The organism is Marinobacterium marinum (assembly GCF_013868415.1).
Classification (GTDB): Bacteria; Pseudomonadota; Gammaproteobacteria; order Pseudomonadales; family Balneatricaceae; genus Marinobacterium; species Marinobacterium marinum.
On sequence record NZ_JACEMT010000046.1, the window covers coordinates 159,961 to 184,066 of the forward strand.

23 protein-coding genes, 2 tRNA genes and 1 other RNA gene are annotated in these 24,106 nt (G+C 55.7%); 9 read left to right on the plus strand and 17 right to left on the minus strand.

Annotated elements, in window-relative coordinates; translation table 11 throughout:
- The first annotated feature begins 37 nt into the window (after positions 1 to 37).
- Positions 38 to 1,405, plus strand: coding sequence for a hypothetical protein (locus H1S06_RS08860; protein ID WP_181739295.1), 1,368 nt, complete (start codon positions 38 to 40; stop codon positions 1,403 to 1,405).
- A 232-nt stretch (positions 1,406 to 1,637) separates the two neighbouring features.
- Here the strand turns inward: H1S06_RS08860 and rnpB are convergent.
- Together rnpB and rsmI are read right to left on the minus strand one after the other, a co-directional pair.
- Positions 1,638 to 1,991, minus strand: an RNA gene (rnpB, locus tag H1S06_RS08865) — RNase P RNA component class A.
- A gap of 41 nt (positions 1,992 to 2,032) precedes the next feature.
- Positions 2,033 to 2,866 carry a 16S rRNA (cytidine(1402)-2'-O)-methyltransferase gene (gene rsmI / locus H1S06_RS08870; RefSeq protein ID WP_181739297.1) on the minus strand — a complete coding sequence of 278 codons (834 nt, stop codon included), beginning with the start codon at positions 2,864 to 2,866 and terminating at the stop codon, positions 2,033 to 2,035.
- 35 nt (positions 2,867 to 2,901) lie between these two features.
- Between rsmI and H1S06_RS08875 the strand changes: the two genes are divergently transcribed.
- The 4 genes from H1S06_RS08875 to H1S06_RS08890 are packed head-to-tail and all read left to right on the plus strand — an operon-like array spanning position 2,902 to position 6,285.
- On the plus strand, positions 2,902 to 4,722 hold the full coding sequence (locus tag H1S06_RS08875; RefSeq protein WP_181739299.1) for a penicillin-binding protein activator: 1,821 nt from the start codon (positions 2,902 to 2,904) through the stop codon (positions 4,720 to 4,722).
- Positions 4,723 to 4,734: 12 nt separating this feature from the next.
- Positions 4,735 to 5,094: a YraN family protein gene (locus tag H1S06_RS08880; protein WP_181739301.1), complete on the plus strand. Its 360-nt coding sequence runs from the start codon at positions 4,735 to 4,737 to the stop codon at positions 5,092 to 5,094.
- Between the two features lie 19 nt (positions 5,095 to 5,113).
- Positions 5,114 to 5,698, plus strand: a complete 585-nt coding sequence (locus H1S06_RS08885) for an SIS domain-containing protein (RefSeq protein ID WP_181739303.1) — start codon at positions 5,114 to 5,116, stop codon at positions 5,696 to 5,698.
- Between the two features lie 5 nt (positions 5,699 to 5,703).
- Complete coding sequence (locus H1S06_RS08890) at positions 5,704 to 6,285, plus strand: BON domain-containing protein (RefSeq protein WP_181739305.1); 582 nt, start codon at positions 5,704 to 5,706, stop codon at positions 6,283 to 6,285.
- 65 nt (positions 6,286 to 6,350) lie between these two features.
- Here the strand turns inward: H1S06_RS08890 and H1S06_RS08895 are convergent, their stop codons facing one another.
- From H1S06_RS08895 to H1S06_RS08940, 10 genes are all read right to left on the minus strand, one after another.
- On the minus strand, positions 6,351 to 6,764 hold the full coding sequence (locus H1S06_RS08895; RefSeq protein WP_181739413.1) for a ClpXP protease specificity-enhancing factor: 414 nt from the start codon (positions 6,762 to 6,764) through the stop codon (positions 6,351 to 6,353).
- Between the two features lie 164 nt (positions 6,765 to 6,928).
- Positions 6,929 to 7,561: a stringent starvation protein SspA gene (gene sspA, locus H1S06_RS08900; RefSeq protein ID WP_181739307.1), complete on the minus strand. Its 633-nt coding sequence runs from the start codon at positions 7,559 to 7,561 to the stop codon at positions 6,929 to 6,931.
- A 91-nt stretch (positions 7,562 to 7,652) separates the two neighbouring features.
- Positions 7,653 to 8,420: a cytochrome c1 gene (locus tag H1S06_RS08905; protein ID WP_181739309.1), complete on the minus strand. Its 768-nt coding sequence runs from the start codon at positions 8,418 to 8,420 to the stop codon at positions 7,653 to 7,655.
- Positions 8,420 to 9,676 carry a cytochrome b gene (locus H1S06_RS08910; protein WP_220183821.1) on the minus strand — a complete coding sequence of 419 codons (1,257 nt, stop codon included), beginning with the start codon at positions 9,674 to 9,676 and terminating at the stop codon, positions 8,420 to 8,422. Before H1S06_RS08910 ends, H1S06_RS08905 begins: the two co-directional genes overlap by 1 nt.
- A complete protein-coding gene (gene petA / locus H1S06_RS08915; RefSeq protein WP_181739311.1) occupies positions 9,676 to 10,272 on the minus strand; it encodes a ubiquinol-cytochrome c reductase iron-sulfur subunit in 597 nt (198 codons plus the stop codon). Before petA ends, H1S06_RS08910 begins: the two co-directional genes overlap by 1 nt.
- Positions 10,273 to 10,534: 262 nt before the next feature.
- A complete protein-coding gene (gene rpsI / locus H1S06_RS08920) occupies positions 10,535 to 10,927 on the minus strand; it encodes a 30S ribosomal protein S9 (protein ID WP_181739313.1) in 393 nt (130 codons plus the stop codon).
- A gap of 13 nt (positions 10,928 to 10,940) precedes the next feature.
- Entirely contained in the window at positions 10,941 to 11,369 is a 429-nt protein-coding gene (gene rplM / locus H1S06_RS08925; RefSeq protein WP_181739315.1) for a 50S ribosomal protein L13, read from the minus strand.
- Between the two features lie 169 nt (positions 11,370 to 11,538).
- Positions 11,539 to 12,648, minus strand: a complete 1,110-nt coding sequence (gene zapE / locus H1S06_RS08930; RefSeq protein ID WP_181739317.1) for a cell division protein ZapE — start codon at positions 12,646 to 12,648, stop codon at positions 11,539 to 11,541.
- Between the two features lie 114 nt (positions 12,649 to 12,762).
- Positions 12,763 to 13,473, minus strand: coding sequence for an LrgB family protein (locus H1S06_RS08935; RefSeq protein ID WP_181739319.1), 711 nt, complete (start codon positions 13,471 to 13,473; stop codon positions 12,763 to 12,765).
- Entirely contained in the window at positions 13,473 to 13,829 is a 357-nt protein-coding gene (locus H1S06_RS08940; RefSeq protein ID WP_181739321.1) for a CidA/LrgA family protein, read from the minus strand. The genes H1S06_RS08935 and H1S06_RS08940 overlap by 1 nt, the downstream gene beginning before the upstream one ends.
- A 178-nt stretch (positions 13,830 to 14,007) precedes the next feature.
- Here H1S06_RS08940 and H1S06_RS08945 point away from each other — a divergent pair.
- The 3 genes from H1S06_RS08945 to H1S06_RS08955 all read left to right on the plus strand — a co-directional run bounded on the left by H1S06_RS08945 (position 14,008) and on the right by H1S06_RS08955 (position 15,570).
- Positions 14,008 to 14,084 (plus strand) — tRNA-Pro (locus H1S06_RS08945).
- Positions 14,085 to 14,107: 23 nt separating this feature from the next.
- Positions 14,108 to 14,184 (plus strand) — tRNA-Pro (locus tag H1S06_RS08950).
- A 93-nt stretch (positions 14,185 to 14,277) separates the two neighbouring features.
- Positions 14,278 to 15,570 (plus strand): NCS2 family permease, encoded by a 1,293-nt coding sequence (locus H1S06_RS08955; protein ID WP_181739323.1) that lies wholly within the window; start codon positions 14,278 to 14,280, stop codon positions 15,568 to 15,570.
- Positions 15,571 to 15,700: 130 nt separating this feature from the next.
- On the opposite strand, the gene aceF is transcribed toward H1S06_RS08955, so the two are convergent.
- Together aceF and aceE are read right to left on the minus strand one after the other, a co-directional pair.
- A complete protein-coding gene (aceF, locus tag H1S06_RS08960) occupies positions 15,701 to 17,632 on the minus strand; it encodes a pyruvate dehydrogenase complex dihydrolipoyllysine-residue acetyltransferase (RefSeq protein WP_181739325.1) in 1,932 nt (643 codons plus the stop codon).
- A 48-nt stretch (positions 17,633 to 17,680) separates the two neighbouring features.
- Entirely contained in the window at positions 17,681 to 20,329 is a 2,649-nt protein-coding gene (gene aceE, locus H1S06_RS08965) for a pyruvate dehydrogenase (acetyl-transferring), homodimeric type (RefSeq protein ID WP_181739417.1), read from the minus strand.
- A 510-nt stretch (positions 20,330 to 20,839) separates the two neighbouring features.
- Between aceE and H1S06_RS08970 the strand changes: the two genes are divergently transcribed.
- The gene (locus H1S06_RS08970) at positions 20,840 to 21,742 is read left to right on the plus strand and encodes an AEC family transporter (protein WP_181739327.1); all 903 of its coding nucleotides are present in this window, start codon (positions 20,840 to 20,842) and stop codon (positions 21,740 to 21,742) included.
- Positions 21,743 to 21,783: 41 nt separating this feature from the next.
- Here the strand turns inward: H1S06_RS08970 and H1S06_RS08975 are convergent, their stop codons facing one another.
- From H1S06_RS08975 to lapB, 3 genes are all read right to left on the minus strand, one after another.
- Entirely contained in the window at positions 21,784 to 22,068 is a 285-nt protein-coding gene (locus H1S06_RS08975) for a ComEA family DNA-binding protein (RefSeq protein ID WP_181739329.1), read from the minus strand.
- Between the two features lie 118 nt (positions 22,069 to 22,186).
- Positions 22,187 to 22,906 (minus strand): orotidine-5'-phosphate decarboxylase, encoded by a 720-nt coding sequence (pyrF, locus tag H1S06_RS08980; protein WP_181739331.1) that lies wholly within the window; start codon positions 22,904 to 22,906, stop codon positions 22,187 to 22,189.
- Between the two features lie 12 nt (positions 22,907 to 22,918).
- Complete coding sequence (gene lapB, locus H1S06_RS08985) at positions 22,919 to 24,106, minus strand: lipopolysaccharide assembly protein LapB (protein WP_181739333.1); 1,188 nt, start codon at positions 24,104 to 24,106, stop codon at positions 22,919 to 22,921.

Sequence of the window (24,106 nt, forward strand, 5' to 3'; positions counted from 1 at the left end):
CGGGCTCAACATTCATACAACAACAAAGAGTACAACTATGCTAAAACAGCGAGTTGACGGACAGGAAACACCTTACTGGCCCGCCGGGCCATTCAAGATCCGCCTGCCCTTTATTCACTACAAGATCGAGTGGCCGGACTACTTTCAGGGCCTGCTGATGTGTGCCGTAGACCTGGCGGCTATTCCCCTGATGACCGAACTGCTGGGCATGCCGTTTGAAGTTGCGCTGGCAGTTGTGATGCTGAACGGCCTGTTCTACCTGCTGCACCACCTGCTGGGCGACCCCGTCATCCCGGGCTGGATCACCCCCGCCATTCCACTGCTGATGGCCTACTGCGCCAGCTTCCCCGAAGGCCCGGAGCGAATACATGCGCTTATATCCTTCCAGCTGCTATTAGGGTTATTTGCCATTGGCATTGGCGCTTCGGGATTGGCGCACCGCGTAGTGGCGGCAATCCCGCAGGCCATAAAATCAGGCGTCATCATTGGTGCCGGCATCGCAGCCGTCATGACCGTATTCAAGGTCGACGGACGCTTTGATACTTACCCGATCACCATCTCCGTGGCCGTCGGTATTGCCTTCTACGTTATTTTTTCACGTCATTTCGCACGCCTGAAAGCCAGCAACACCCTGTTCAATATGATCGGCAAACTGGGTGTATTCCCCATCGTGGTGTTGGCCATTGTCATCGCGCCTACCGTGGGGGAAACCTCCTGGCCTGAAATCGAGTGGGGCTTTTCGTCACCCGACTTCGCCACTCTCTGGTCCGAGTACACCGTATTCGGCCTGGGCATGCCGCCACTGGAAATGTTCATCAGCTGTATTCCAACCGTACTGGCCGCCTACATCGTACTATTCGGCGATGTGCTGCAGAGTCGTGCCATTCTGAAGGAAGCCGACCACGAACGCCCGGATGAAGTGGTTGAGTACAACCCGGACCGCGCCCACATGATCTTCGGTGCTCGCAACTCCGTCATGTCGATCATCGGCCCCGATGTCGCCATGTGTGGTCCGCTCTGGGCTGCCATGCACGTTGTGATCGTAGAACGCTTCAGTCAGGGCAAGAAGGCCATGTACTCCATTTTCGGTGGTGCAGGCTCCTTCCGCTGGGGTACCAACACCGGCCTGCTGTTCATGCCGATCGTGACTCTGGTACAGCCGATTCTGGGCGTAGCCCTGGCTCTGACCCTGCTGATTCAGGGCTATGTATCGGTACGTATCGGCGTTATGGAAGCGCGCTCCCAGCGTGACCTGGGCATCGCGGGTATTGTTGCAGCAGTGCTGGCAACCCGTGGCGCTACCTGGGCCTTTGCCGTCGGCGTCGTACTCTGCCTGCTGGTCTACGGACGCGACTTCTTCAAGGGTGAAAAGGACGCGACTTTCGTGAAGGATCAGGAAAGCTGACCATTTCGCTGCAGCCTCCTCTCCGGGGGCCTGCAGCGACTTTCTCAAGCCATAAAACGATACCCGCCGCAACACCTCTCCAATATGCCCGCCGGGCATACCGACAACTCACCCGTACTCATAATCGAGACACGCCTGTCCTGAACGGCCAACGTGTGCCCATGGCTTGCAGATCGAAAGAATCTGCACCGTCACGAAAGCAACATGTGGATGTGGATACAACAAGAAGGGAAGTGAGAGTCTGCCGATAAGCCGGGTTTTGTCGTGGACAATCATTCATCTAGGACCAGCGTCGCCACTGGTCTCAAGCGACCTACCCGGACCCGGCGCGGGCCACGCCTTAATGGGTCCCTATTTGGTCTTGCTCCGGGTGGGGTTTACCATCGCCGTGGAATGTTGCCACCCACGCGGTGCGCTCTTACCGCACCATTTCAACCTTACCGGCATCCGAAGATGCTTAGGCGGTATACTTTCTGTTGCACTTTCCGTCGGCTCGCGCCGCCCAGACGTTATCTGGCACCTTGCCCAATGGAGCCCGGACTTTCCTCCCCTGCGCGAACGCAGCGACGATTGCCTGGCAGACTCTCGGCGCGAAGTATATAGGTCTGCGCCGGTTACGCAAGTCATTCAGTCGATCAGCAATTGATAAAGACGGTTTTTCTTGTAACCGGTGATTTCGGCCGCCACGCCCGCCGCCTTTTTCGGTGGCAGCTCTTGTGCCAGGATGCGCAAAATCCGCTCGGATTCAGGATCGATGGCATCCTCATCCTGAGACTTCTCGGCCCCCTGCACCAGCACCACGAATTCGCCTCGCTGCTGGTTGGCATCGGCCTCCATCCAGTCAATCAGGCCCGCCAGACTGTCGCCATGAATGGTCTCGAAGGTCTTGGTCAGTTCACGCGCCACAACGGCATAGCGCCCGGCACCGAACACTTCTCGCATGGCCTTGAGACTGTCGAGAATGCGATGCGTTGATTCATAAAATACCAGCGTTTCAGCGTTGTCGGACAAGACTTCCAGCGCCTGACTGCGAGCACCACTTTTGGAAGGCAGAAAGCCAATGAATTGAAATCGGTCCGACGGCAGCCCCGATGCCGATAATGCCGCTATAAAAGCGCAGCAACCCGGTACCGGCGAAACCCGATAACCCGCTTCACGCACCGCACGGACCAGATGAAAGCCCGGGTCGGAAATCAACGGCGTGCCGGCATCGCTGACCAGCGCAATGGAATGCCCACTGCTCAACAGATTAATAATGTGCTCACAACGTTGACGTTCATTGTGATCATGCACTGAAATCATCTGACCTTTAATGTTAAAGTGTGCCAGCAAGCGCCCACTGTGGCGGGTGTCCTCGGCGGCGATGTAATCCACGCCAGCCAGCACCTCCCTCGCGCGCTCCGACAGGTCCGCCAGATTACCAATCGGCGTAGCTACGATATAAAGAACAGGTTCTGACATTAGGACATCCATCTGTTGGCAAGGATTGGGATTATATGACGATTTTACACCGACTGTCTTTCAGCCTCCTGCTGGCCACAACGCTTTTGGCAGGCTGCTCCAGTCACACAACATCTCCAGAGGTCGTTGACAGGACAGCAACGACTTCGCAAAACATTGAAGGTCTGCTGCGCAAGGCTGAGACACTGCCTGCAACCCCCGCTGCCGATCTGAAGCTGCAGGCTGCTCGCATGCTAGCCCAGAACGGCGATGAAACGCGAGCCGTCGACATCCTCGACAGCATCAATCTGGCCCAGATCCCCCCAACACTTGCCTTCGAAGTGGCCAAACTGAAAACACTTTTGGTGTCAGGCTCAGAGGACCCGGCGGAAGCGCTAAAATTGCTTGATCCGAACCGCTTGGGAGCACTCCCGGTGGCACAACAGGCTGAACTGGGGCAACTGCGTGCCGATATCTGGCTCCAGCAGAACAACAGCATTGCCGCTGTGCGCGAGCTGATTGTCAGCAGTCTGCTGACACTGGACCCCACCGAACAGCAGCACTACCATAACCGTATCTGGCAAGTACTGCAGCAGACGCCACTCAACGGCATCAAATCGGCAACCTCGGCCAACAACAATTATCAGGAACAGGGCTGGTTCGAACTGGCCATGATGCTGCGATCAAGTACTGATATGGCGGGCCGCCAACAGGCACTGGAAAACTGGAGCGTGCTGTGGGAATCACACCCTGCGCTGACACTCCCTCCGGCCGGCCTGATGGGTCTGGAGTTTGATGGTGAACAGCTGTTCGCTCAACGCATCGGCGTTATCCTGCCGCTTAGCGGCGATCTGGCCAAGCCTGCCTCCGCCATCCGCAAGGGCATGGAAGCCCAGATCGAAGTCATGCGCCGCGAAGGCAAACCGGTTCCTCAGCTGATCATGTTCGACTCAACCGGTGTCACTGATGTCACGCCCTTGCTGCAACAGGCCCGGCAACAGGCTGTCGACTTTCTGCTCGGCCCGCTGACGCCCAGCCTGATCAATCAGCTTTCTTCCCTGCCCGAACAGAACATTCCGGTCCTGGCACTGAATTCGGCCGAAGCAGGCCCTTCCCGCCCCTGGCAGCTGGAGCTGTCTTCCGAGCATGAAGCCCGCATGGTGGTCCGCCGCGCCCTGGCCGACGGCCACCGAAACCTGCTGATTATCAGCCCTGCTGCTGAATGGGGCGACCGAATTGCCGATGTCATGAAAGAAGAGCTTGAGTCCGCCGGCGGCCAGGTCACTGGTAATATGCGCTATGAAGCGAGCGGCAATTACAGCGATCAGATCGCCGAACTCCTGCAAATACGAGGCAGCGCCGAGCGTAAAAAGAAACTGCGCCACCCGTCCCAGTTCAAGCAATATAGACGCCAGGACGCCGATGCTATCCTGATGACGGCCCAGCCAGACCCCGCACGCCTGATCAAGCCCATGCTGAATTACCACTTCGCATCCGATATGCCGATTTATGCCACATCACACCTATATCCGGGGTCGCCAAACCCGGTCCGCGACGTTGATATGGACGGCATTACATTCTGTGACCTGCCCTGGCTACTCCAGCCACCCAGCGAGACTCATCGCCTGCTGAACAGCAAGGGAGAAGATACCCTCTCCCGCTTTGGCCGCCTGTTTGCCTTGGGCGCGGATGCCATCAAAGCCTATCCCTGGCTCCCCCAGCTGGAACAGAATCCCGGCAGCTTCCTGCTTGGCGAAACCGGCCGACTGGCCATGGATAGCAACAAGCGCCTGTTGCGTGAATTGAGCTGCACAACGTTCACGTCAGGTACCCCGGCCAGCCTGACCTCGTCTCAGGCGGCTACCAATAAGAACTAAGAGGATAATGCGATGGATCGCAACCGTATCGGCATGGATGCCGAGCAACAGGCCGAACATTGGCTCCTTCAGCAGGGACTGACTCTGTTACAGCGCAATGCCCGGTGTCGACTGGGTGAAATCGATCTGATCATGCAGGATCATGAACAGATCGTCTTTGTAGAGGTACGCAGCCGTTCAAGCCGTCAGTATGGCGGAGCTGCAGCTTCTGTAGACTGGCGCAAACAACAGAAACTGATCCGAGCCGCTCGTTTCATGCTCAGCCGCAACCCTCACTGGAGCCGGTACCCCTGTCGTTTTGACGTACTGGCTTTTGAAGGAGACTCGGAGAGCGCCCCACCAATATGGTATAAAGATGCCTTTCGTCCCTGAACACCGGAAACGCTTTTAAATGGAACTCGAAGACCGCATTGTCAGTCAGTTTCACAACACCATGGAGATCAATGCGCTCACCATCGAGCAGCATACTCCCCTGATCGCTGAAGCCGGTGAACTCCTGCTGCAATGCCTTGTCAGTGAACAGAAGATACTGTGTGTTGGCAACGGAGGCTCGACTGCACTCGCGCAGCATTTTTCCTCGCTGCTGCTGAATCGCTTTCGTCACGAACGCCCCGGCCTCCCCGCCATGACACTCAGCGATGCCGCCGCCATGAGCGGCATCAGTGAGGAAACAGGGTTCGCCGATGTCTACTCCAAACAGATACGTGCACTGGGACAGCCAGGCGACATCCTGCTGCTGATCTCAACACATGGCCGCGCCAATAGCCTGGTACAAGCCATTCAGGCGGCCCATGATCGCGAGATGATGGTCATTGCGCTTAGCGGAGGTGACGGCGGCAACATGGCAGCCCTGCTGTTGCCTGATGAAATTGAAATCTGCATCCCGGGCACCGAGGATGCTCTGATTCACGGTGCTCACCTGCTGGTTTTGCACTGTTTGTGCGACCTGATTGAATACCAACTCTTTGGAGGCTGATCAACATGCTAAAACGCCCCATGATCGCAATGATACTGGCATCCACCGTTCTGACCGGCTGTTCCAGCATTATCAGCGCTACCCGGGAAGAACCGATTCAGGAAGATCAAAGTAGCCGCACCCTGGGCAGCTACCTGGAAGATGAATCGATCGAAACCAAAACGCTGGTCAACCTCAGCAAGGGCTCTCAGGCTCTGGCGGGATCACATGTCAACGTGGTCAGCTACAACGGTCAGGTTCTGCTGATTGGACAGGTCCCGGAAGAGCAGGTCAAACGAGAAGCCGGCGAAATTGCCAGCCAGGTTCGTCACGTCCGCAAGGTGCATAACGAACTTGAGGTTGCCGGCCCGACCTCAGCCATTGTCCGCAGTAATGACGCTTACCTGACCAGCCGCATCAAGGTCCAGATGATGGCCGACAAGCGTATTGCCAGTGGCCGAATCAAGGTAGTGACCGAAAACGGAGTGGTTTATCTGATGGGACTGGTCGCGCCCTCGGAGGCCGACCTGGCCGTGGACGTGACACGCTCCGTGACTGGCGTGCGCAAGATCGTCAAGGTATTCGAATACGTTGGCGGCCAGGGCTGACCTGCGCCATAAAACAGAGGGCAGCCATGGCGGCCCTCTGTCCTTTGCCTTCACTGACGAGGGAACTACTTCACCACTCGCAGCGCCGGTCGGCCACCACTCGGCGCAGGCGGCTCGTCATCCGGCGGCTCAACACCTCGTTCTGCTTGCGCATGCAGCTCTTCCACCCCCGGCTCCATACCAAAGCCCATTCCCATGCCGTTCTCCCGAGTAAAAATTGCCAGAACGGCAACGATCGGTACATACACCTGCATCGGTACACCACCAAAGCGAGCACTGAAACTAATTCCCTGGTCATCAAGCAACAACGACTGCACGGCACCAGGGGCTATGTTCAGGGTGATTTGACCATCGTTCACGAACTGCTCGGGCACCTGTACGCCCTGTACAGTTGCATCCACCACAACATGAGGGGTCATATTGTTGTCCAGCACCCACTCATACAGCGCTCTCAGCAAGTACGGACGACTGGGTTTGATATCACTCATAACAGCTCCTCAGGCCCATCCCGGTGTCTTGGTACGGAGCCTGTTTTGATAACGTCACCACAGCGGCCTCGCCACAGTGACCTCTATATTTATGGATAAAAAAAGGGATGAAGTCACCTTCATCCCTGCACGATCATACCAAACAAACAGCCGAATCAGTCGCGAATCTCGCGCTCATACTCGGACAGGCTGGCCTGGAATGATTCACGTTCAAACAGGCGCTGCATGTACGCCTGCAGCGGCTTGGTTTGCGCTTCAGGCAGTTCAATGCCCATCTGCGGCAAGCGCCACAGAATCGGAGCCAGACAACAATCCACCAGCGTGAATTCATCGCTCATGAAAAACGGTTTTTCAGCAAAGATCGGTGAAATCGTCACCAGGCTGTCACGCAGATCCTTGCGCGCAGCATCCAGCTCTGCGTCAGTACCTTCATCGGCCAGAATGCGATCAACCAGCACACACCAGTCACGCTGGATACGATGCATGAACAGGCGACTCTCAGCTCGGGCAACCGGGTAGACCGGCAACAGGGGCGGATGAGGGAAACGCTCATCGAGGTATTCCATCATCACATTGGGTTCGTACAATACCAGCTCGCGATCCAGCAGGGTCGGCAGGCTGTTGTAGGGGTTCTGCGCCGCGACATCCTCCGGCAGCTCGCTTGCTTTACACTCAACAATATCAACCGCCACGCCTTTTTCACACAGCACAATACGTACTCTGTGGCTGTAATGGTCGGAACCATCCGAGTAAAAGGTCATGGAAGAACGTTTGGCTACTACACCCATCGCACTATCCCCATCAAAAGTATACTGCTGAAACAAAAAATCTACGCGGCCTCACGACCGCGTAGCTTCGGACTCAATCACCCGTCGGCAATCAGTGTACGTCTTTCCAGTACTCTTTTTTCAGAGCAAAGGCAAAGACGAACAGGATCGCCAGGAAGATCAGGACCTTGGTACCCAGTCTTTCAGACTCGAGACGAGATGGCTCGCCCATATAGGTCATGAAGTTAACCAGGTCGTAGACGGTCTTGTCGAACTCTTCCGCAGACTGGCTGCCTGCTTCATCAACTGTCAGACAGCCACCCATGGTTTTGCCGGTCAGCGGATCGATTTCGTCCTGGCTGTGCGCAAGCTCTTCCGGAGTACAGTGGTTGACCACCTTGCCCTGAAGATCTTCCAACACGTTCGGCATACCCACATCCGGGAAGACCGCGTTGTTGACACCCCAAGGACGGCTTTCATCCTTATAGAAGCTGCGCAGGTATGTGTACAGCCAGTCGGAGCCACGCAGACGCGCTTCAAGCGTCAGATCGGGCGGAGGCGCACCAAACCAGGTCGCGGCATCATCTTTCGCCATCGCACTTTTCATGTGCTCGCCGATTTTAGCGGCGGGGTCAAGAATCAGATACTCCTCGACCAGCGCATTGGGCATACCCAAGTCCTGAGCAGCACGCTCAAAACGCTGGTAACCCGCTTCGTGACAACCCATACAACGGTTTACAAAGGTCTGCATACCGCGTTGCAGGGAGGCCTGATCAGTCAGATCACCCTCGAACGAGTCCAGCGGCACACCGGCACCGCCGGCTGCACTGGCGGTCATCGGCGCCAGTGCCATCATCAATGTGATAAGGAACTTTTTCATTAGCCTGTTACCCTCTCCGGAACCGGTTTAGTGCGCTCCATGCGTGTGTAGAACGGCATCAGCAGGAAGAATGCGAAGTACAGTGCTGTGCAGACCTGAGACAGGAGGGTACGGCCTTCTGTTGCCGGCAGCACACCCAACACACCCAGTACAACAAAGCTCACGGCAAAGATAACCAGCCAGATTTTGCTCAACCAGCCTTTGTAACGGATCGATTTAACCGGGCTGCGATCCAGCCAGGGCAATACAAACAGGATGGCAATTGCAGCACCCATTACCACCACACCCCAGAATTTGGCGTCCAGACCAAACATCGGGAAGGTGATCGCACGCAACATGGCGTAGAACGGCGTGAAGTACCATACCGGCGCAATGTGGTTAGGCGTTTTCAGCGCGTTGGCAGCCTCAAAGTTCGGTTTCTCAATGAAGTAACCGCCGCCTTCCGGGAAGAAGAAGACAACCGTACAGAACACGAACAGGAAGACAACAACCCCAACAATATCTTTAACGGTGTAGTACGGGTGGAACGGAATACCATCCAACGGCACACCGTTTTCATCTTTCTTGTCCTTGATTTCGATACCGTCCGGGTTGTTGGAACCGACTTCATGCAACGCAATGATGTGCAGTACAACCAGCGCCAAGATCACGATCGGCAGGGCAATGACATGCAATGCAAAGAAACGGTTCAGCGTGATGCCGGAGATCAGGAAGTCACCACGAATCCACTGCTGCAGGTCGGGGCCGATAACCGGAATCGCACCGAACAGGGAGATGATAACCTGAGCCCCCCAATAGGACATCTGTCCCCAAGGCAGCAGGTAGCCCATGAAGGCCTCGGCCATCAGCGCCAGATAAATGGTCATACCGAAGATCCACACCAGCTCGCGCGGCTTGCGGTAGGAACCGTACATGATGCCACGCAGCATGTGCAGATAAACCACCACGAAGAAGGCCGACGCACCCGTGGAGTGCATGTAGCGCAATAACCAACCGTATTCCACATCTCGCATGATGTATTCAACGGATGCGAACGCACCTTCGGCGCTCGGGTTGTAGCTCATGGTCAGCCAGATACCGGTCAGGATCTGGTTAACCAGCACCAGCAGTGCCAAGGAACCGAAAAAGTACCAGAAGTTGAAGTTCTTCGGCGCGTAGTATTTGGAAAGGTGATCTTCCCACATGGCAGTTGCCGGGAAACGATCGTCAATCCAGCCCATCAGGCCCGGATTACCTTTATTGCGTGTACCAGCCATTATGCAGTCTCCGGATCAACACCGATAATCAGTGTATTGTCATCTTCATACATGTGCGGCGGGATAACCAGGTTGGTTGGTGCCGGCACAGACTTGTATACACGACCGGAGAGGTCAAAACGGGAGCCATGACAAGGACAGAAGAAGCCGCCCAGCCAGTCTTTACCCAGATCTTCCGGTGCCACTTCCGGGCGATAGGTCGGAGAACAGCCCAAGTGAGTACAAATACCGACCATAACAGCGATTTCCGGACGGATAGCACGAGCCGCATTCTTGGGAATGTAATCCGGCTGCTGAGGTTTTTCAGACATCGGGTCAGCGACACGATCGTTCAGTTTTTCCAGATTAGCCAGTGCTTCCTCGCCACGGCGCACAACCCATACGGGTTTGCCTCGCCATTCAACGATCATCTGCTGACCGGGCTCCAGCTTGCTGATATCCGCCTTGGCAGGTGCACCTGCGGCTTTCGCCTTGGCACTCGGATTCCAGGAAGCCACGAACGGGACGGCCACTCCTACGATACCCACTGCACCTACTGCAGATGTGGCACCGATCAGGAGACGACGTCGCCCCTTATTCACGCCGTCATTGCTCATTAACTTCATCTCCCCTCAATCGACCCGCCACATTTTGCAAAAACACAAAAAGCTGACGAGGCGCTCAGTCATGAAAACACAAAACCGGTTTGTTCAAATGCGCCGAATGTTAAAGAAAATACCCTTTTTTTACAAGGTATAAAGCCCTCTCCATTAGGCGAACACCCATTTTATTGACTTAACCCCATAGACAAAAAAAGCCCACAACCACGTGGGCTGCAGGCTTTTTTGAATTGCCGTAAGGCGGCTTCGCCGCCTGCAATTAACGCTTGGAGAACTGCGGACGCTTACGTGCTTTACGCAGACCCACTTTCTTACGCTCAACCATACGAGCGTCACGGGTTACGTAGCCAGCTTCACGCAGAGCACCACGCAGAGTCTCGTCGTATTCCATCAGCGCACGGGTGATACCGTGACGGATAGCACCAGCCTGACCGAAGCCGCCACCGCCTTTAACGGTGATGTGGGCATCGAACTTCTCGACATTGTCGGTCAGTTCCAGCGGCTGCTTAACGATCATACGCGCGGTTTCACGACCGAAGTACTCTTCCAGAGTACGGTTGTTGATCATGATTTTGCCAGTACCCGCACGCAGGAAAACGCGAGCAGTAGAGGTTTTACGACGGCCGGTACCGTAATACTGAGTAGTAGACATATTCGCCTTCCCCTTAGATGTTCAGTTCTTTCGGTTGCTGAGCCTGATGCGGATGTTCTGCACCGGCATATACTTTCAGCTTGCTGTACATGGAGCGACCCAGCGGACCCTTCGGCAGCATGCCTTTAACAGCCAGCTCGATTGTACGCTCAGGGAAGGTCTGTACCATCTTGTTGAAGTTCGCTTCCTTCAGACCACCCGGGAAACCGGAGTGGCGATAGTACATCTTGTCGTTGCGCTTATTGCCGGTCACGTTCACTTTCTCGGCGTTGACTACAACGATGTAGTCGCCAGTATCAACGTGCGGAGTGTATTCCGGCTTGTGCTTGCCACGCAGACGACGGGCAATTTCAGTAGCCAGGCGACCCAGAGTTTTACCCTCTGCGTCCACAACATACCAGTCGCGTTTTACTTCGGCCGGTTTGGCGGTAAAAGTTTTCATGGATTTTTCACCTTACAGTTTAAGTCTCGAATACGAGATTCCGACTTACCTTATAGTTATTGGTTAGCAGCACGCGGCCACTAACTTACACTTATTCGGCACCCTGTTTTCAGGGAGCGCGCATTATACCCGCACCTCCCTCATATTGGAAGGGCTGCAGGTATGTCTTTCAGGCCGAACGGTGCTCGCGAGCCAGATACTCATGCGACTGCATCTCCAGCAATCGACTCTGCGTACGCTCTATCTCGAAACTCAAGCGCCCTTCCGTATAAATTTCATGAATCGGCACTGCAGCCGAAATAATCAGCTTGACCCCCGAATCATAGAACTCATCGACAAGGTTGATAAAACGTCGAGCCGCATCGTCATTCTTGCGCCCCAACTGCGGCACATTGCTCAACAGTACCGCATGGTACAGCTTACCCAGTTCGATATAGTCATTCTGCGAACGCGCACCTTCGCACAGGGCACTGAAGTCAAACCAGGCCACATCCTCACAAACACGACGCGCTTTCAAGTTACGTCCGTTCACCTCAATCAGGACATCACGCTCTTCAGCTTCACAGTCCGGCACCAGGCTCTCGAAACTACGAGCCAGACTGCCGTCCGCTTCGGCATCCAGAGGCCAGTGATACAGTTCGGCCTGCTCAAGGGTACGCAGACGATAATCGATCCCCCCGTCCACATTGACCACTTCGGTATACCGCTTGAGCATATCGATTGCCGGCAGGAAGCGCTGTCGCTGCAAGCCATCCTTATACAAACCGTCCGGAACGATGTTGGAGGTCGCCACCAGAGCAACGCCGTTATTGAACAACTCCTGCATCAGCCCGCCCAGGATCATGGCATCCGTAATATCGGAGACGAAAAACTCGTCGAAGCAGATAATACTGGCCTCGTCAGCATACTTGCGCCCAATTTCGACCAGTGGGTTCTTGGTTCCGTCCAGCTCTTTCAATTCCTGATGCACACGCTGCATGAACCGGTGAAAATGGGTTCTCATCTTGCGCTCGAACGGCAGGCTGTCGTAGAAGGTGTCCATCAGGTAGGTTTTGCCCCGGCCGACACCGCCCCAGAAATACAGCCCCTTGATCGGCTCCTGAGACTGTCGCTTGATCCGGCTGCCCAAGCGCTGCATCAGGCTCGGCTTGGGTGCACGCTCGGCGGCCACCAGGTCATCATACAGGCGCTGCAGGTGCCCCACAGCCATTTCCTGGGTCGGATCATAGGAAAAGTCATCACGTTTCAGATCCTGCTGGTATCGCTCAAGCGGAGTCATCTTCAGTCTGTACCTCTGGTCGGTTTATGCACACACCACAATGGGGGCGAACTTTACTGCCGAACACACGTTTGCGCAAATCCGGCTTCCGCTCGCCCCTCCCATCAACCAGCTCTATAAACCAAGCAAACGTATCAGCACCGGCACCAGGAACGCCGTAACCAGTCCGGTAAGCCCCATGGCAAGCCCCGAAAAGGCGCCAGCCAGAGTACTGAACTCGAAAGCGAATGCGGTCCCAAAGCCATGAGATGACAGACCCAGAGCAAATCCCTTGTGCGCATCGTCTTCAATTTTTAGCCAGCGAAACAGCATTGGTGCCGTAAGACAGCCGATAGCCCCGGTAATCAATGCAAATCCGGCCGCCAACGAGGGATACCCACCGATTTTTTCCGCGATCCCGATCGCAATTGGCGAGGTAACCGATTTGGGTGCCAGTGACAGCAACGTACTCTCCGATGCTCCCAATGCCCAGGCAACCGCGATCACCGACAACGCAGCTGTCACGGCTCCGCAGGCACAGGCGATCAGCAACGGCACCAACATCTTCCGAATTCGCTCAAGGTGGTCATATAACGGAACGGCAAGCGCAACCGTCGCGGGCCCCAACAGGAAATGGATGAACTGAGCCCCTTCGAAATAGGTATCGTAGTCGGTACCGGTCAGCTGCAGCAGCACGATGATCAGTGACAATGCCACCAGCACAGGATGCAGCAACGGAGTCCCTCCGACACGGCGATTCAGCCAGGTCGTGAAGATGAAAGTGGCAATGGTAACGATGATCCACCACAGCGGCTTGGCCGCAAAATACACCCAAAAACTCGTCATCACTTGCCCCCCGACATATCCATGTTGCGCGTTAAATACTTCAGCACCAGAGCAGTCACCACAATAGTGACAACCGTACTGACAACCAGCGCCAACAGGATGACCAGCCATTCGGCCGCTATCAACTCGGCATGTACCATCAGCCCGACACCGGCCGGCACAAACAGTAGAGCCAAGTGGCGCAAGAGCCCTTCGGCCGACATTCGAACTGCCTCCGGTACCCGCTTTGCCACGATCAAGGCAATCAGTAACAGCACCATTCCCATCACGGGGCCGGGTACGGGCAACGCCAGTGCAAGCACGATCCACTCACCCAGCAACTGGCATACCAGCAACAACAACAGACCTGCCAACATCCCTCTTCTCCTGCGGTCATCTTTGTGGGAAAAAACTGGAGTGTACTTATTTTCTTAACATTTTTCTCTTCGACTCTTGGCAAATGCCCTCTGTCTCTCTATAATGCGCTCCGTTCCTGATTGAGGCGCTCCCTTCGCCATTCTACCAATCAGAACAAACACTTAGCTTCAGCTTTGTCGGGGTGTAGCTCAGCCTGGTAGAGCACTGTCTTCGGGAGGCAGGGGTCGTAGGTTCAAATCCTGTCACCCCGACCATTCGCTGAATCTAAGTATTGCGTCGGGATGTAGCTCAGCCTGGTAGAGCACTGTCTTCGGGAGGCAGGGGTCGTAGGTTCAAATCCTGTCATCCCGACCAATTTCCTTTCCCTCTGTCCTGTTATTTCCCACTGAAGAAACATATCAGACTAAGGTAGAATACCGCCTTTCCTGTAATCAGTGGATCACTTCAATGCTGGACAAGCTCTTCAAGCTCTCCGAGCACCAAACCAATATCAAGACCGAAGTCATTGCAGGCCTGACCACCTTCCTGACTATGGCCTATGTCATTTTCATCAACCCTTCGATGCTGTCAGCAAGCGGCATGGATTCCGGTGCCGTTTTCGTTGCCACCTGCCTGGCTGCCGCCATTGGCTGTTTTGTTATGGGATTCTGGGCCAACTACCCGATCGCCCTGGCTCCCGGCATGGGACTGAACGCCTTTTTCAGCGTCACCGTGGTCGGGCAGATGGGGTACAGCTGGGAAACCGCACTGGGAGCCGTCTTCATCTCGGGTGTCTGCTTTTTCCTGCTATCGGTATTTCGCATTCGTGAGTGGATTATCAATAGCATTCCACTGTCACTTAAGGGCGGTATCGGCGCCGGCATTGGCCTTTTCCTCGGTTTTATCGGCCTTAAGAATGCTGGCATCGTCATCAATGAAGACTCCACACTGGTCACTCTTGGCGACATGAGCCAGTGGAGTGCCATCATGGCATGCCTGGGCTTTGTTATCATCGCAACCCTTTACTACCGACGCATGACCGGCTCGGTGATGATCGGAATCCTGGCCATCACTCTGGTAAGCCTCGCCACCGGACATGTTGAATTTAACGGCATAGTATCATCCCCCCCCTCTCTGGCACCGACCTTTGCAAAACTGGATATTATTGGTGCCCTGAACATCGGCTTGGTCAGCGTTGTATTCTCGTTTCTGTTTGTCGACCTTTTTGACACCTCGGGCACACTGATCGCCGTGGCACAAAAGGGCAAGATGCTGACCAGCGACGGCAAGCTGCCACGTTTGGGACGCGCACTGATGGCCGACTCCACCGCCACCATGGCCGGCTCCGTGATGGGTACCTCAACCACCACCAGCTATATAGAATCCGGCGCCGGCATTGCCGCCGGTGGACGTACGGGACTGACCGCCATTGTAGTCGGCGCCCTCTTCCTGGCCAGCCTGTTCCTGTCGCCACTGGCCAGTACCATTCCGCTTTATGCGACAGCTCCTGCCCTGCTGTTCGTAGCCGTACTAATGACACACAGCCTGGTCAAGATCGACTGGGACGATATCACCGAAGCCGCACCAGTGGTCATTGCAACCGTCAGCATGCCGCTGACTTTTTCCATCACCACCGGCATCGCATTTGGCATTATCTCCTACACGGCCATCAAGGCATTGAGCGGTCGCTTTGATCAACTCAATCCGGCGCTTTGGATCCTGTCGGCGCTGTTTATCGTCAAGATGGCATTTTACGGCTGAACCATAACGGCGAGACTCCTCCTTGAGCTCGTCACCACCGACCCGACAGCCTGCCGGTTTAAGACAGATACAAAAAAGGGGTGAAGACCAACGGCCTTCACCCCTTTTTTCATATCACCCGGATACCTGCCTACAGTACCAGACGACGAATATCGCTGAGCAGACCATTCAGATCAGTCAGGAAACGACCCGCATCACCGCCATTGATGGCGCGATGATCATAGGACAGGCACAGCGGCAGCATCATGCGCGGCTCGAACTCTTTGCCATTCCAGCGCGGCTTGATGTCCGCCTTGGAGATACCCAGAATCGCCACTTCCGGCGCATTGACGATCGGTGTAAAGCCGGTGCCGCCAATCCCGCCGAGGCTGGAGATGGTGAAGCATGCACCTTGCATTTCGTTCGGCTTCAGCTTGCGATCCTTGGCCTTGCCGGCCAATTCAATTGCTTCGCGCGCCAACTCGTAAATGCTTTTCTGATCCGCATCCTTGATCACCGGCACCATCAGGCCGTTCGGCGTATCCACCGCAATGCCGATGTTAACGTATTTCTTGTATACGATATGCTCGCCATCGTGATGCAGAGAAGCGTTGAACTTCTGGTGACGCTTGAGTGCAATCGCAGCCGCCTTGATCATGAACGGCAGCGGGGTCAACTTGACGCCCTCTTTCGCCGCCGCATCTTTCATTTCCTTGCGGAAGGCTTCCAGCTCGGTGATATCAGCCTCGTCGAACTGGGTCACATGCGGCACGTTCAGCCAGCATCGGGACATGTTGTCACGTGTGATTTTGTCGACCTTGCTCAGCTTGACCATCTCGGTTTCACCGAACTTGCTGAAGTCCACCGCAGGAATCACCGGAATGCCGCTGCCACCGGTCACGGTCGCCGGCCCCTTCTCGGCCAGCTGCTTGAGCGCCGACTTCACATAGGCCTGGACATCTTCCTTCAGGATACGTCCCTTGCGACCGCTGCCGGATACATTGGCCAGCTCGACACCAAATTCACGCGCCAGCGCACGTACCGCCGGACCGGCATGAACCTTGCGGTTTTTCTGCTCCAGTACATTCAAGTCAACAGACGTACCCGCGGCAGGCCCAGTCGCCTTGACTGGCACAGTCGGTGCCGGTGTGGTGGGCGCCTCTGCAGCCGGGGCAGAAGGTGCAGCAGCCGGTGCACCCGCCACTTCCAGTTCCAGAATCAGGTCACCTTCATTGACCTGAGCACCTTCCGTAATCTTCACGGATACAACCTTACCCCCCTTGGGTGCAGGCACTTCCATGGAGGCCTTGTCAGTCTCCAGCGTGATCAGGCTGTCACCTTCGGCGATTTCGTCACCGACAGACACCAGTACTTCGATCACATCCACATCACTGGCGCCGGACAGGTCCGGTACGGTCACCGGCTCGACACCACCGGCCTGGACCGATGCTGCAGCAGGCGCAGGCGACGCTTCAGCAGCGGGAGCGGGAGCGGGAGCTACAGCATCACCACTGACTTCCAGTTCCAGCAGCACATCACCTTCACTGGCCTGGTCGCCCTCCTTAATTCTCATGGAAACAACCTTGCCACCCTTCGGAGCCGGTACTTCCATGGAGGCCTTGTCAGTCTCCAGCGTGATCAGACTGTCACCTTCGGCGATCTCGTCACCAGCCTTCACCAGCACTTCAATCACATCCACATTGTCGGCACCGGACAAGTCCGGCACCAACACCTGCTCAATGCCACCAGAGGCTGCTACAGCCGGAGTCGGCTCTGCCGCAGGCACCGGCTCGACTGAAGCGACATCCGCCGGAGCTGTAGCCACGGCCTCTGCCTCGACGGCTCCCGCAACTTCCAGCTCCAGAATCGCATCACCTTCGCTGCAGGTTCCGCCTTCAGCCACAATAATGCTCTTCACCACCCCCGTATGAGTGGATGGAACCTCCATGGACGCCTTGTCGGTTTCAAGCACGATCAGGGAATCACCTTCTGCAATGCTGTCACCCACGCTGACACACACTTCAACGATGTCGACGTTTTCGCTACCGCCGATATCAGGCACTGTAATGGTAGTCGTAGTCACAATAAATCCTCTCGCAATAAACCAGTCAGATGTTCACTCGCCTGCCACTTACAGTGTCCAGGGGGCCGGCTTGTCCGGGTTGATGTTGAACTTCTGAATGGCCTTGGCGACAACCGCAGCCTCCAGCTTGCCCTCTTCCTGCAACGCCTTCAGCGCCGCTACGGTGACGTAATAACGGTTTACTTCGAAGAATTCACGCAGCTTGTTTCGGCTATCGGAACGACCGAAACCATCGGTACCCAAGACCTTGTAGCGACGCGGGATATATTCACGCAACTGATCAGCATACATTCTCATGTAATCGGTAGAAGCCACCACAGGCCCCTCGCGGCCTTCCAGGCAGGCCTCGACATAGGACTGACGCGCATCCTGTTCAGGGTGCAGCAGATTCCAGCGAGCAGCCGACTGGGCTTCACGGCGCAACTCGTTGATGGAGGTCATGCTCCAGACATCAGCCTCAATACCGAACTCTTCACGCAGAATAACGGCCGCCTCACGCACTTCACGCAGAATGGAACCACAGCCCATCAACTGCACTTTAAGCTCGGCAGGCTTACCCTCTTCCAGCAAGTACATGCCCTTAATGATGCCCTCTTCGGCACCCTGCGGCATTTCCGGATGCTGATAGTTTTCATTCAGCGTGGTGATGTAATAGAACTTGTTTTCCTGCTCCGCATACATCCGACGCAGGCCATCCTGTACGATCACCGCCAGCTCATAGCCATAGGTTGGATCGTAGGAGATACAGTTCGGGATCATCTGCGCCATCAGATGGCTGTGCCCATCCTGGTGCTGCAGGCCCTCACCATTCAGCGTAGTACGGCCGGAGGTCGCACCAATCAGGAAGCCGCGCGCCTGAGAGTCACCGGCCGCCCAAGCCAGGTCCATGATGCGCTGGAAACCGAACATGGAATAGAAAATGTAAAACGGCACCATGGTGCAGCCATTGTTGGCGTAGGAAGTCGCCGCCGCAATCCAGGCCGACATGGCACCCGCCTCGTTGATCCCTTCCTGCAGGATCTGGCCGTTTTTCGACTCCTTGTAGTACATGATCTGGTCGGAGTCATGGGGCACATAACGCTGTCCGGCAGACGAATAAATGCTCAGCTGACGGAACATGCCCTCCATACCGAACGTACGCGCCTCGTCCGGCACGATCGGCACGACTCGCTCACCCATCTGCTTATCCTTGACCAGGGTGCTGAGTACTCGGTTCAGCGCCATCTGAGTCGACAGGGTACGCTCACCGCTGGACTTGAGCTGTCCCTTGAAAGCATCCAGTTCAGGCACCTGCAGCTGCTCGAATTCTGTGCGGCGTGCCGGGTAGAAACCACCCAACTGCTTGCGACGCTCAAACATGTACTTCATTTCCGGCGAATCCGGAGACGGGCGGTAGTAGGGGACGCTCTTGAGCTGTTCATCGGACAATGGAATATTGAAGTTGTCGCGGAACGCCATCAGGTCGTCCATCGCCACCTTTTTCATCGAGTGCGTATCGTTTTTCGCCTGCCCCGACTGGCCGGTGCCGTACCCTTTCACGGTCTGCGCCAGAATGACGGTCGGCTGCCCCTTGTGATGGAACGCCTGATGATACGCCGTGTATACCTTGTACGGATCATGCCCGCCACGGTTCAGATTCATGATCTCGTCGTCTGACATATCCTTGACCATCTCGGCCAGTTCAGGATATTTGCCGAAGAAATGTTCACGGGTATAGGCGCCGCCATTGGCCTTGTAGTTCTGCAATTCACCATCACAGACTTCATCCATGCGCTTGCGCAGCAGACCTTTCTCGTCCTTTTCAAACAGCGGATCCCAGTGGCGTCCCCACAGGACCTTGATCACGTTCCAGCCGGCACCACGGAAAATGCCTTCCAGCTCCTGAACGATCTTGCCGTTACCACGTACCGGGCCGTCCAGACGCTGCAGGTTACAGTTGATGACAAAGATCAGGTTTTCCAGCTGTTCGCGCCCAGCCAGAGAGATTGCACCCAGAGTTTCCGGCTCATCACATTCGCCGTCACCCAGAAACGCCCATACCTTGCGATCACCACGCTTGACCAAATCACGCGCCGAGAGGTAACGCATGACATGTGCCTGGTAGATTGCCTGGATCGGCCCCAGCCCCATGGAAACGGTCGGGAACTGCCAGAAGTCCGGCATCAGCCAGGGGTGCGGATAGGAGGACAGACCGTTGCCATCTACTTCACGACGGAAGTTATCCAGCTGTTCTTCGGTCAGTCGACCTTCCAGATAGGCGCGCGCATAAATCCCCGGAGAAATATGTCCCTGGAAGAAGACCATATCGGACTCGCGATCCCCTTCGGGACCATGGAAAAAGTAGTTAAAACCGATGTCGTAAAGTGTTGCAGAAGAAGAGAAGCTGGAGATATGACCGCCGAGTGCATCTTCGTTATCGTTGGCTCGCATGACCATTGCCATTGCGTTCCAGCGAATAAAGGAGCGGATACGACGCTCGATGAACAGGTCACCCGGCATGCGCACTTCGTCACGAGGTGTAATGGTGTTGACGTAAGAGGTATTGAGGGTCGCTCCCGAGTCAACGCCCATATCGGATGCCTTGGCACCCAGTTCGCGCAGCAGGTAGCGCGCGCGCTCATCTCCATCGTTTTTGGCGACGGATTCAAGAGCATCCATCCATTCCTGAGTTTCGATTGGATCGATATCTTCAATCATGTCTCGCACTTTGCCTTCTCCGATCACTTGTAAGCGTGGACGTGCCGGAATCGACCGATATCCTGCATGGATTGCACGCAAGGCACCTGTAAGCCGTCCCGGTTATTGTGGTTTTATATGTAGTAATACTACATTTGACTCATACTTTTGTCTATTACCAACCCTGACGTGCAGGCTGCATCTATAAAGCCCTTTTAGACTGTAGTATTTTGACACTTTTCGAGCACCGTACTGACTCTAGACTAGACCTCTACCGCAGTTATTCCAAGCATTCCACGTGCTGGCCTGTTGCAAAAATACCCGCCCACAGCGGCCCTGAAAAACACACGTATGCGGGACAGACTCAAAACCGGTGACTGATGTTATCATCACGGGCGCAGAACACAGGTTCCGCTATTACCGTCAGACAGAATAAGTGCGCCCTTCGCTGGGGGCCGCTCTGACTGCCTGTCGAAGACACTAATAAAAACTACTACTGACCCAACGGGCGGGCCAGCCAAAGGATTTTTCATGGACAGCACCACCCTGGCGCTACTGGAGCGCATTTTTCTCACGGTTTTACCTCTGGTTGCCATTGTCAGCGTCGGCTTTTTTTATGCTCGCGCGCAACACACTGACATGACAATCGCCAACCGCTTGAATATCGATGTTTTTTGCCCTGCACTGATTTTTTCGGTCATGTCGGCAAAGTCCTTCGACCTCCCGACCTATTCCAGCCTGGCCATCGGCGCCCTGATCGTCGTACTGGGCTCCGGCCTGCTGCTATGGCCCATCAGCCGTCTTCTGGGCGTACAGAGCAAAACCTTTTTGCCACCTATCATGTTCAATAACAGTGGCAACCTCGGCATCCCTCTGCTGGTACTGGCCTTCGGGGAACAGGCCTTGCCCGCAGCCGTCGTGCTGTTTCTGGTTGAGAACCTGCTCCACTTCACCGTCGGTATTTATATGCTCGACCACCGCACCAACCCGTTCAATGTCCTGCGCATGCCGATGATTATCGCCACCATCGCAGGGCTGGTAGTCAGTACCTTTGAATGGACGCTGCCTGCAGCGGCACAGGTGCCCATTGACATGCTGGGACAAATTGCCATTCCGCTGATGCTGTTTGCGCTGGGCGTACGTATGACCGATGTGGATTTTTCCAACTGGAAAATCGGTGCCTGGGGAAGTTTGCTGACCCCTCTCAGCGGAGTCGTCATTGCACTGGCTCTGCAACCCATCCTGCAATTGGAGCCGGTACAGTTCAGCTATCTGCTGATTTTCGGTGCACTGCCACCCGCCGTACTCAACTACATGATGGCCGAACGCTACAATCAGGAACCACAGCAAGTGGCCTCGATCGTCCTACTGGGTAATATCAGCAGCCTGGTCGTGATTCCGGTCGCACTCGCCTTTGCACTGCAGATCGGTTGAGCCTAAACGGCCGGACCGGCGCAACCGGTCCGGCTAAAGTGCTACTCGGCCTGCCCCGCTTCCAGCAAAATCAGGGTGCGATTTTTGTCCACGGTTGCCGGGCCAATGCCCTTCACATCCGTTAACTGCTCAACGGCTACAAAAGGCCCATGGGCTTCACGATAGGCCACTATGGCTTCAGCCTTGGCTGCACCCACGCCATTCAACGCAGACGCTATCTGTTCAGCCGTTGCAGTATTGATATCGACAGGTTCTGCCGCCAGAGAAAAAGGCGAAAACAGCAGGGTTGAAGAGAGCAGCATACTGCTCAATAGACGTTTGATCATGATTGCTTCCTTTCAGTCAGGGTCAATGCGTCAGCCATCCTGGCCGACACAAATCATCATAGGCAGACCGGCGCCGAACCTGAAGCAGGGTTCGGCCTTGCCTTGACCCTGATCAGTTTTACAAAGCAGAAAGCGCCTGCGCTACCTCCTGCTGTATGCGTTCCGCAACGACTGATGGCTCGCGGGTCTGCGTAATCGGTCGCCCGATTACCAGATAATCACTTCCCGTGCGAATTGCTTCGCTCGGTGTCATGATGCGACGCTGATCGCCCTGTTCGGCATCAGCCGGACGAATTCCCGGCGTCACCAGCGTAAACGGCTGCTTCAGAGCAGCTCGAATCGCAGACACTTCCTGCGCGGAGCAGACAATGCCATCAAGGCCCGAGTCCTGCGTCAGTTTGGCCAGACGCACAACCTGCTCCATGGGATCAAGATCCAGCCCGATTTCAGCCAGGTCGGAGCGCTCCATACTGGTCAAAACGGTTACCGCGATCAGCAGCGTGCGGTTGCCCTGAACCTGCTCCAACTGCTCACGCGCCGCTTCCATCATCCGGCGACCGCCCGATGCATGCACATTGACCATCCATACTCCCATCTCCGCTGCAGCACGCACGGCACGTGCCGTCGTATTGGGGATGTCATGGAATTTCAGGTCCAGGAAAACATCAAACCCCAACTGATGCAGTGCTTCAACCACTGCAGGTCCACAGCGGGTAAACAGCTCCTTGCCTACTTTGACCCGGCAAAGGGCCGGGTCCAGCTGCCGCGCCATCTGCAAGGCCGAGTTCAGGTCCGGGTAGTCCAGGGCAACAATAATACGGTTGGTATCTGTGGTCATGTATAGTATCTCTTACTCGCCTTCAAGCCCCTGAATCGGGCCTGTCGTACCCCACTGCTTGCAGGACGGACATTGCCAATGCAAGGCGCGTCCCGCAAAGCCACAGTGGTTACACTGATAAATGGGCTTGTTCTGTTCCAGCTGTCCGGTCAAGCCTCGCAATACACTGAGACTCTGACGTGCGCTACGGGAACCATAATCAATATGCATGTCGATCAGCCGATTAAATCCCCGGACAGATGGACGCTTCTTCAATTCTTCCGTGAGAAACTTGCCGGCGGCATACACATCCTTTCGCCGCCAGATGACCTCGGCCAGGGCCATGATCACCGTTGTCGATGAAGCCTGCTGCAGGCACTGACGCAAATAGCTCTCCAGTGCGTATTCGTCCCCCAGAGCGGTATAACACTCGGTCAGAGGCGCAATGGTTTCCGGCACCAGTAGCGGATCTTGCTCCAACACCTGCTTGAGCGTTTTGATCGCAGAATTCCAGCGCGACGCTGCCATCTGCACTCGGGCTCGGATCAGAGTTGCCCGGCAGCACTGTCGGTCATACTGCAATGCCTGCCGCAGGTAATGCTCGGCAGCGGCAGCGCCCTCGGCTCGCAAGACCACTTCCGCACGCTCACAGCAATAATGCGCCAGCTCATGCCGAATATCGCTCAGGTCACCGCTCTGCAGCTGCGCAGCCATATCCAGCGCCTGCTGCCACTCGCTCTCTTTTTCGTAAAGCTTGATCAGTAACAACTGGGCCTTGCGACGGGCCACCGTATCGGTTGTTCGCTGAATAATGTCCAGCAACAGTTTTTCGGCTCGATCCAGCAGCCCCGAGGCCTCATAGTCCCGAGCCAAGGCCATCTGAATACGCAGAAAGTCGGATTCCGGCAAGTCAGGCCGCGCCAGCAGTTTCTGATGGATGGCAACGGCACGCTCAACCTCGCCCTTGCGGCGAAACAACTTCGCCAAGGTCAGGTGGGCGGGGATGGTCTCGGAGTTGATTTCCAGCGCGCGAATCAGGCTTTCGATCGCTTCATCGGTGTTTTCATTGATCAGGTGATCAAGACCGATGAAGTACTCCCTGCTCAATTCAGCGACCGCAGGCTCCGCTGACTGACGCCCCTGGACCTGGCTCCTGCCCAGCCACCAGCCGGCGCCCACCGCCAGAAACAGCGGGACAATCAGCAGGTAATCCGACAGCAT

Coding starts and splice junctions, on each gene's coding strand:
- H1S06_RS08860 (WP_181739295.1), top strand. CDS start 38: ATGCTAAAACAGCGAGTTGACGGACAGGAAACACCTTACTGGCCCGCC.
- rsmI (WP_181739297.1), bottom strand. CDS start 2,866: ATGTCAGAACCTGTTCTTTATATCGTAGCTACGCCGATTGGTAATCTG.
- H1S06_RS08875 (WP_181739299.1), top strand. CDS start 2,902: ATGACGATTTTACACCGACTGTCTTTCAGCCTCCTGCTGGCCACAACG.
- H1S06_RS08880 (WP_181739301.1), top strand. CDS start 4,735: ATGGATCGCAACCGTATCGGCATGGATGCCGAGCAACAGGCCGAACAT.
- H1S06_RS08885 (WP_181739303.1), top strand. CDS start 5,114: ATGGAACTCGAAGACCGCATTGTCAGTCAGTTTCACAACACCATGGAG.
- H1S06_RS08890 (WP_181739305.1), top strand. CDS start 5,704: ATGCTAAAACGCCCCATGATCGCAATGATACTGGCATCCACCGTTCTG.
- sspA (WP_181739307.1), bottom strand. CDS start 7,561: ATGGGTGTAGTAGCCAAACGTTCTTCCATGACCTTTTACTCGGATGGT.
- H1S06_RS08905 (WP_181739309.1), bottom strand. CDS start 8,420: ATGAAAAAGTTCCTTATCACATTGATGATGGCACTGGCGCCGATGACC.
- H1S06_RS08910 (WP_220183821.1), bottom strand. CDS start 9,676: ATGGCTGGTACACGCAATAAAGGTAATCCGGGCCTGATGGGCTGGATT.
- petA (WP_181739311.1), bottom strand. CDS start 10,272: ATGAGCAATGACGGCGTGAATAAGGGGCGACGTCGTCTCCTGATCGGT.
- rpsI (WP_181739313.1), bottom strand. CDS start 10,927: ATGTCTACTACTCAGTATTACGGTACCGGCCGTCGTAAAACCTCTACT.
- rplM (WP_181739315.1), bottom strand. CDS start 11,369: ATGAAAACTTTTACCGCCAAACCGGCCGAAGTAAAACGCGACTGGTAT.
- zapE (WP_181739317.1), bottom strand. CDS start 12,648: ATGACTCCGCTTGAGCGATACCAGCAGGATCTGAAACGTGATGACTTT.
- H1S06_RS08935 (WP_181739319.1), bottom strand. CDS start 13,473: ATGACGAGTTTTTGGGTGTATTTTGCGGCCAAGCCGCTGTGGTGGATC.
- H1S06_RS08940 (WP_181739321.1), bottom strand. CDS start 13,829: ATGTTGGCAGGTCTGTTGTTGTTGCTGGTATGCCAGTTGCTGGGTGAG.
- H1S06_RS08955 (WP_181739323.1), top strand. CDS start 14,278: ATGCTGGACAAGCTCTTCAAGCTCTCCGAGCACCAAACCAATATCAAG.
- aceE (WP_181739417.1), bottom strand. CDS start 20,329: ATGATTGAAGATATCGATCCAATCGAAACTCAGGAATGGATGGATGCT.
- H1S06_RS08970 (WP_181739327.1), top strand. CDS start 20,840: ATGGACAGCACCACCCTGGCGCTACTGGAGCGCATTTTTCTCACGGTT.
- H1S06_RS08975 (WP_181739329.1), bottom strand. CDS start 22,068: ATGATCAAACGTCTATTGAGCAGTATGCTGCTCTCTTCAACCCTGCTG.
- pyrF (WP_181739331.1), bottom strand. CDS start 22,906: ATGACCACAGATACCAACCGTATTATTGTTGCCCTGGACTACCCGGAC.
- lapB (WP_181739333.1), bottom strand. CDS start 24,106: ATGCTGTCGGATTACCTGCTGATTGTCCCGCTGTTTCTGGCGGTGGGC.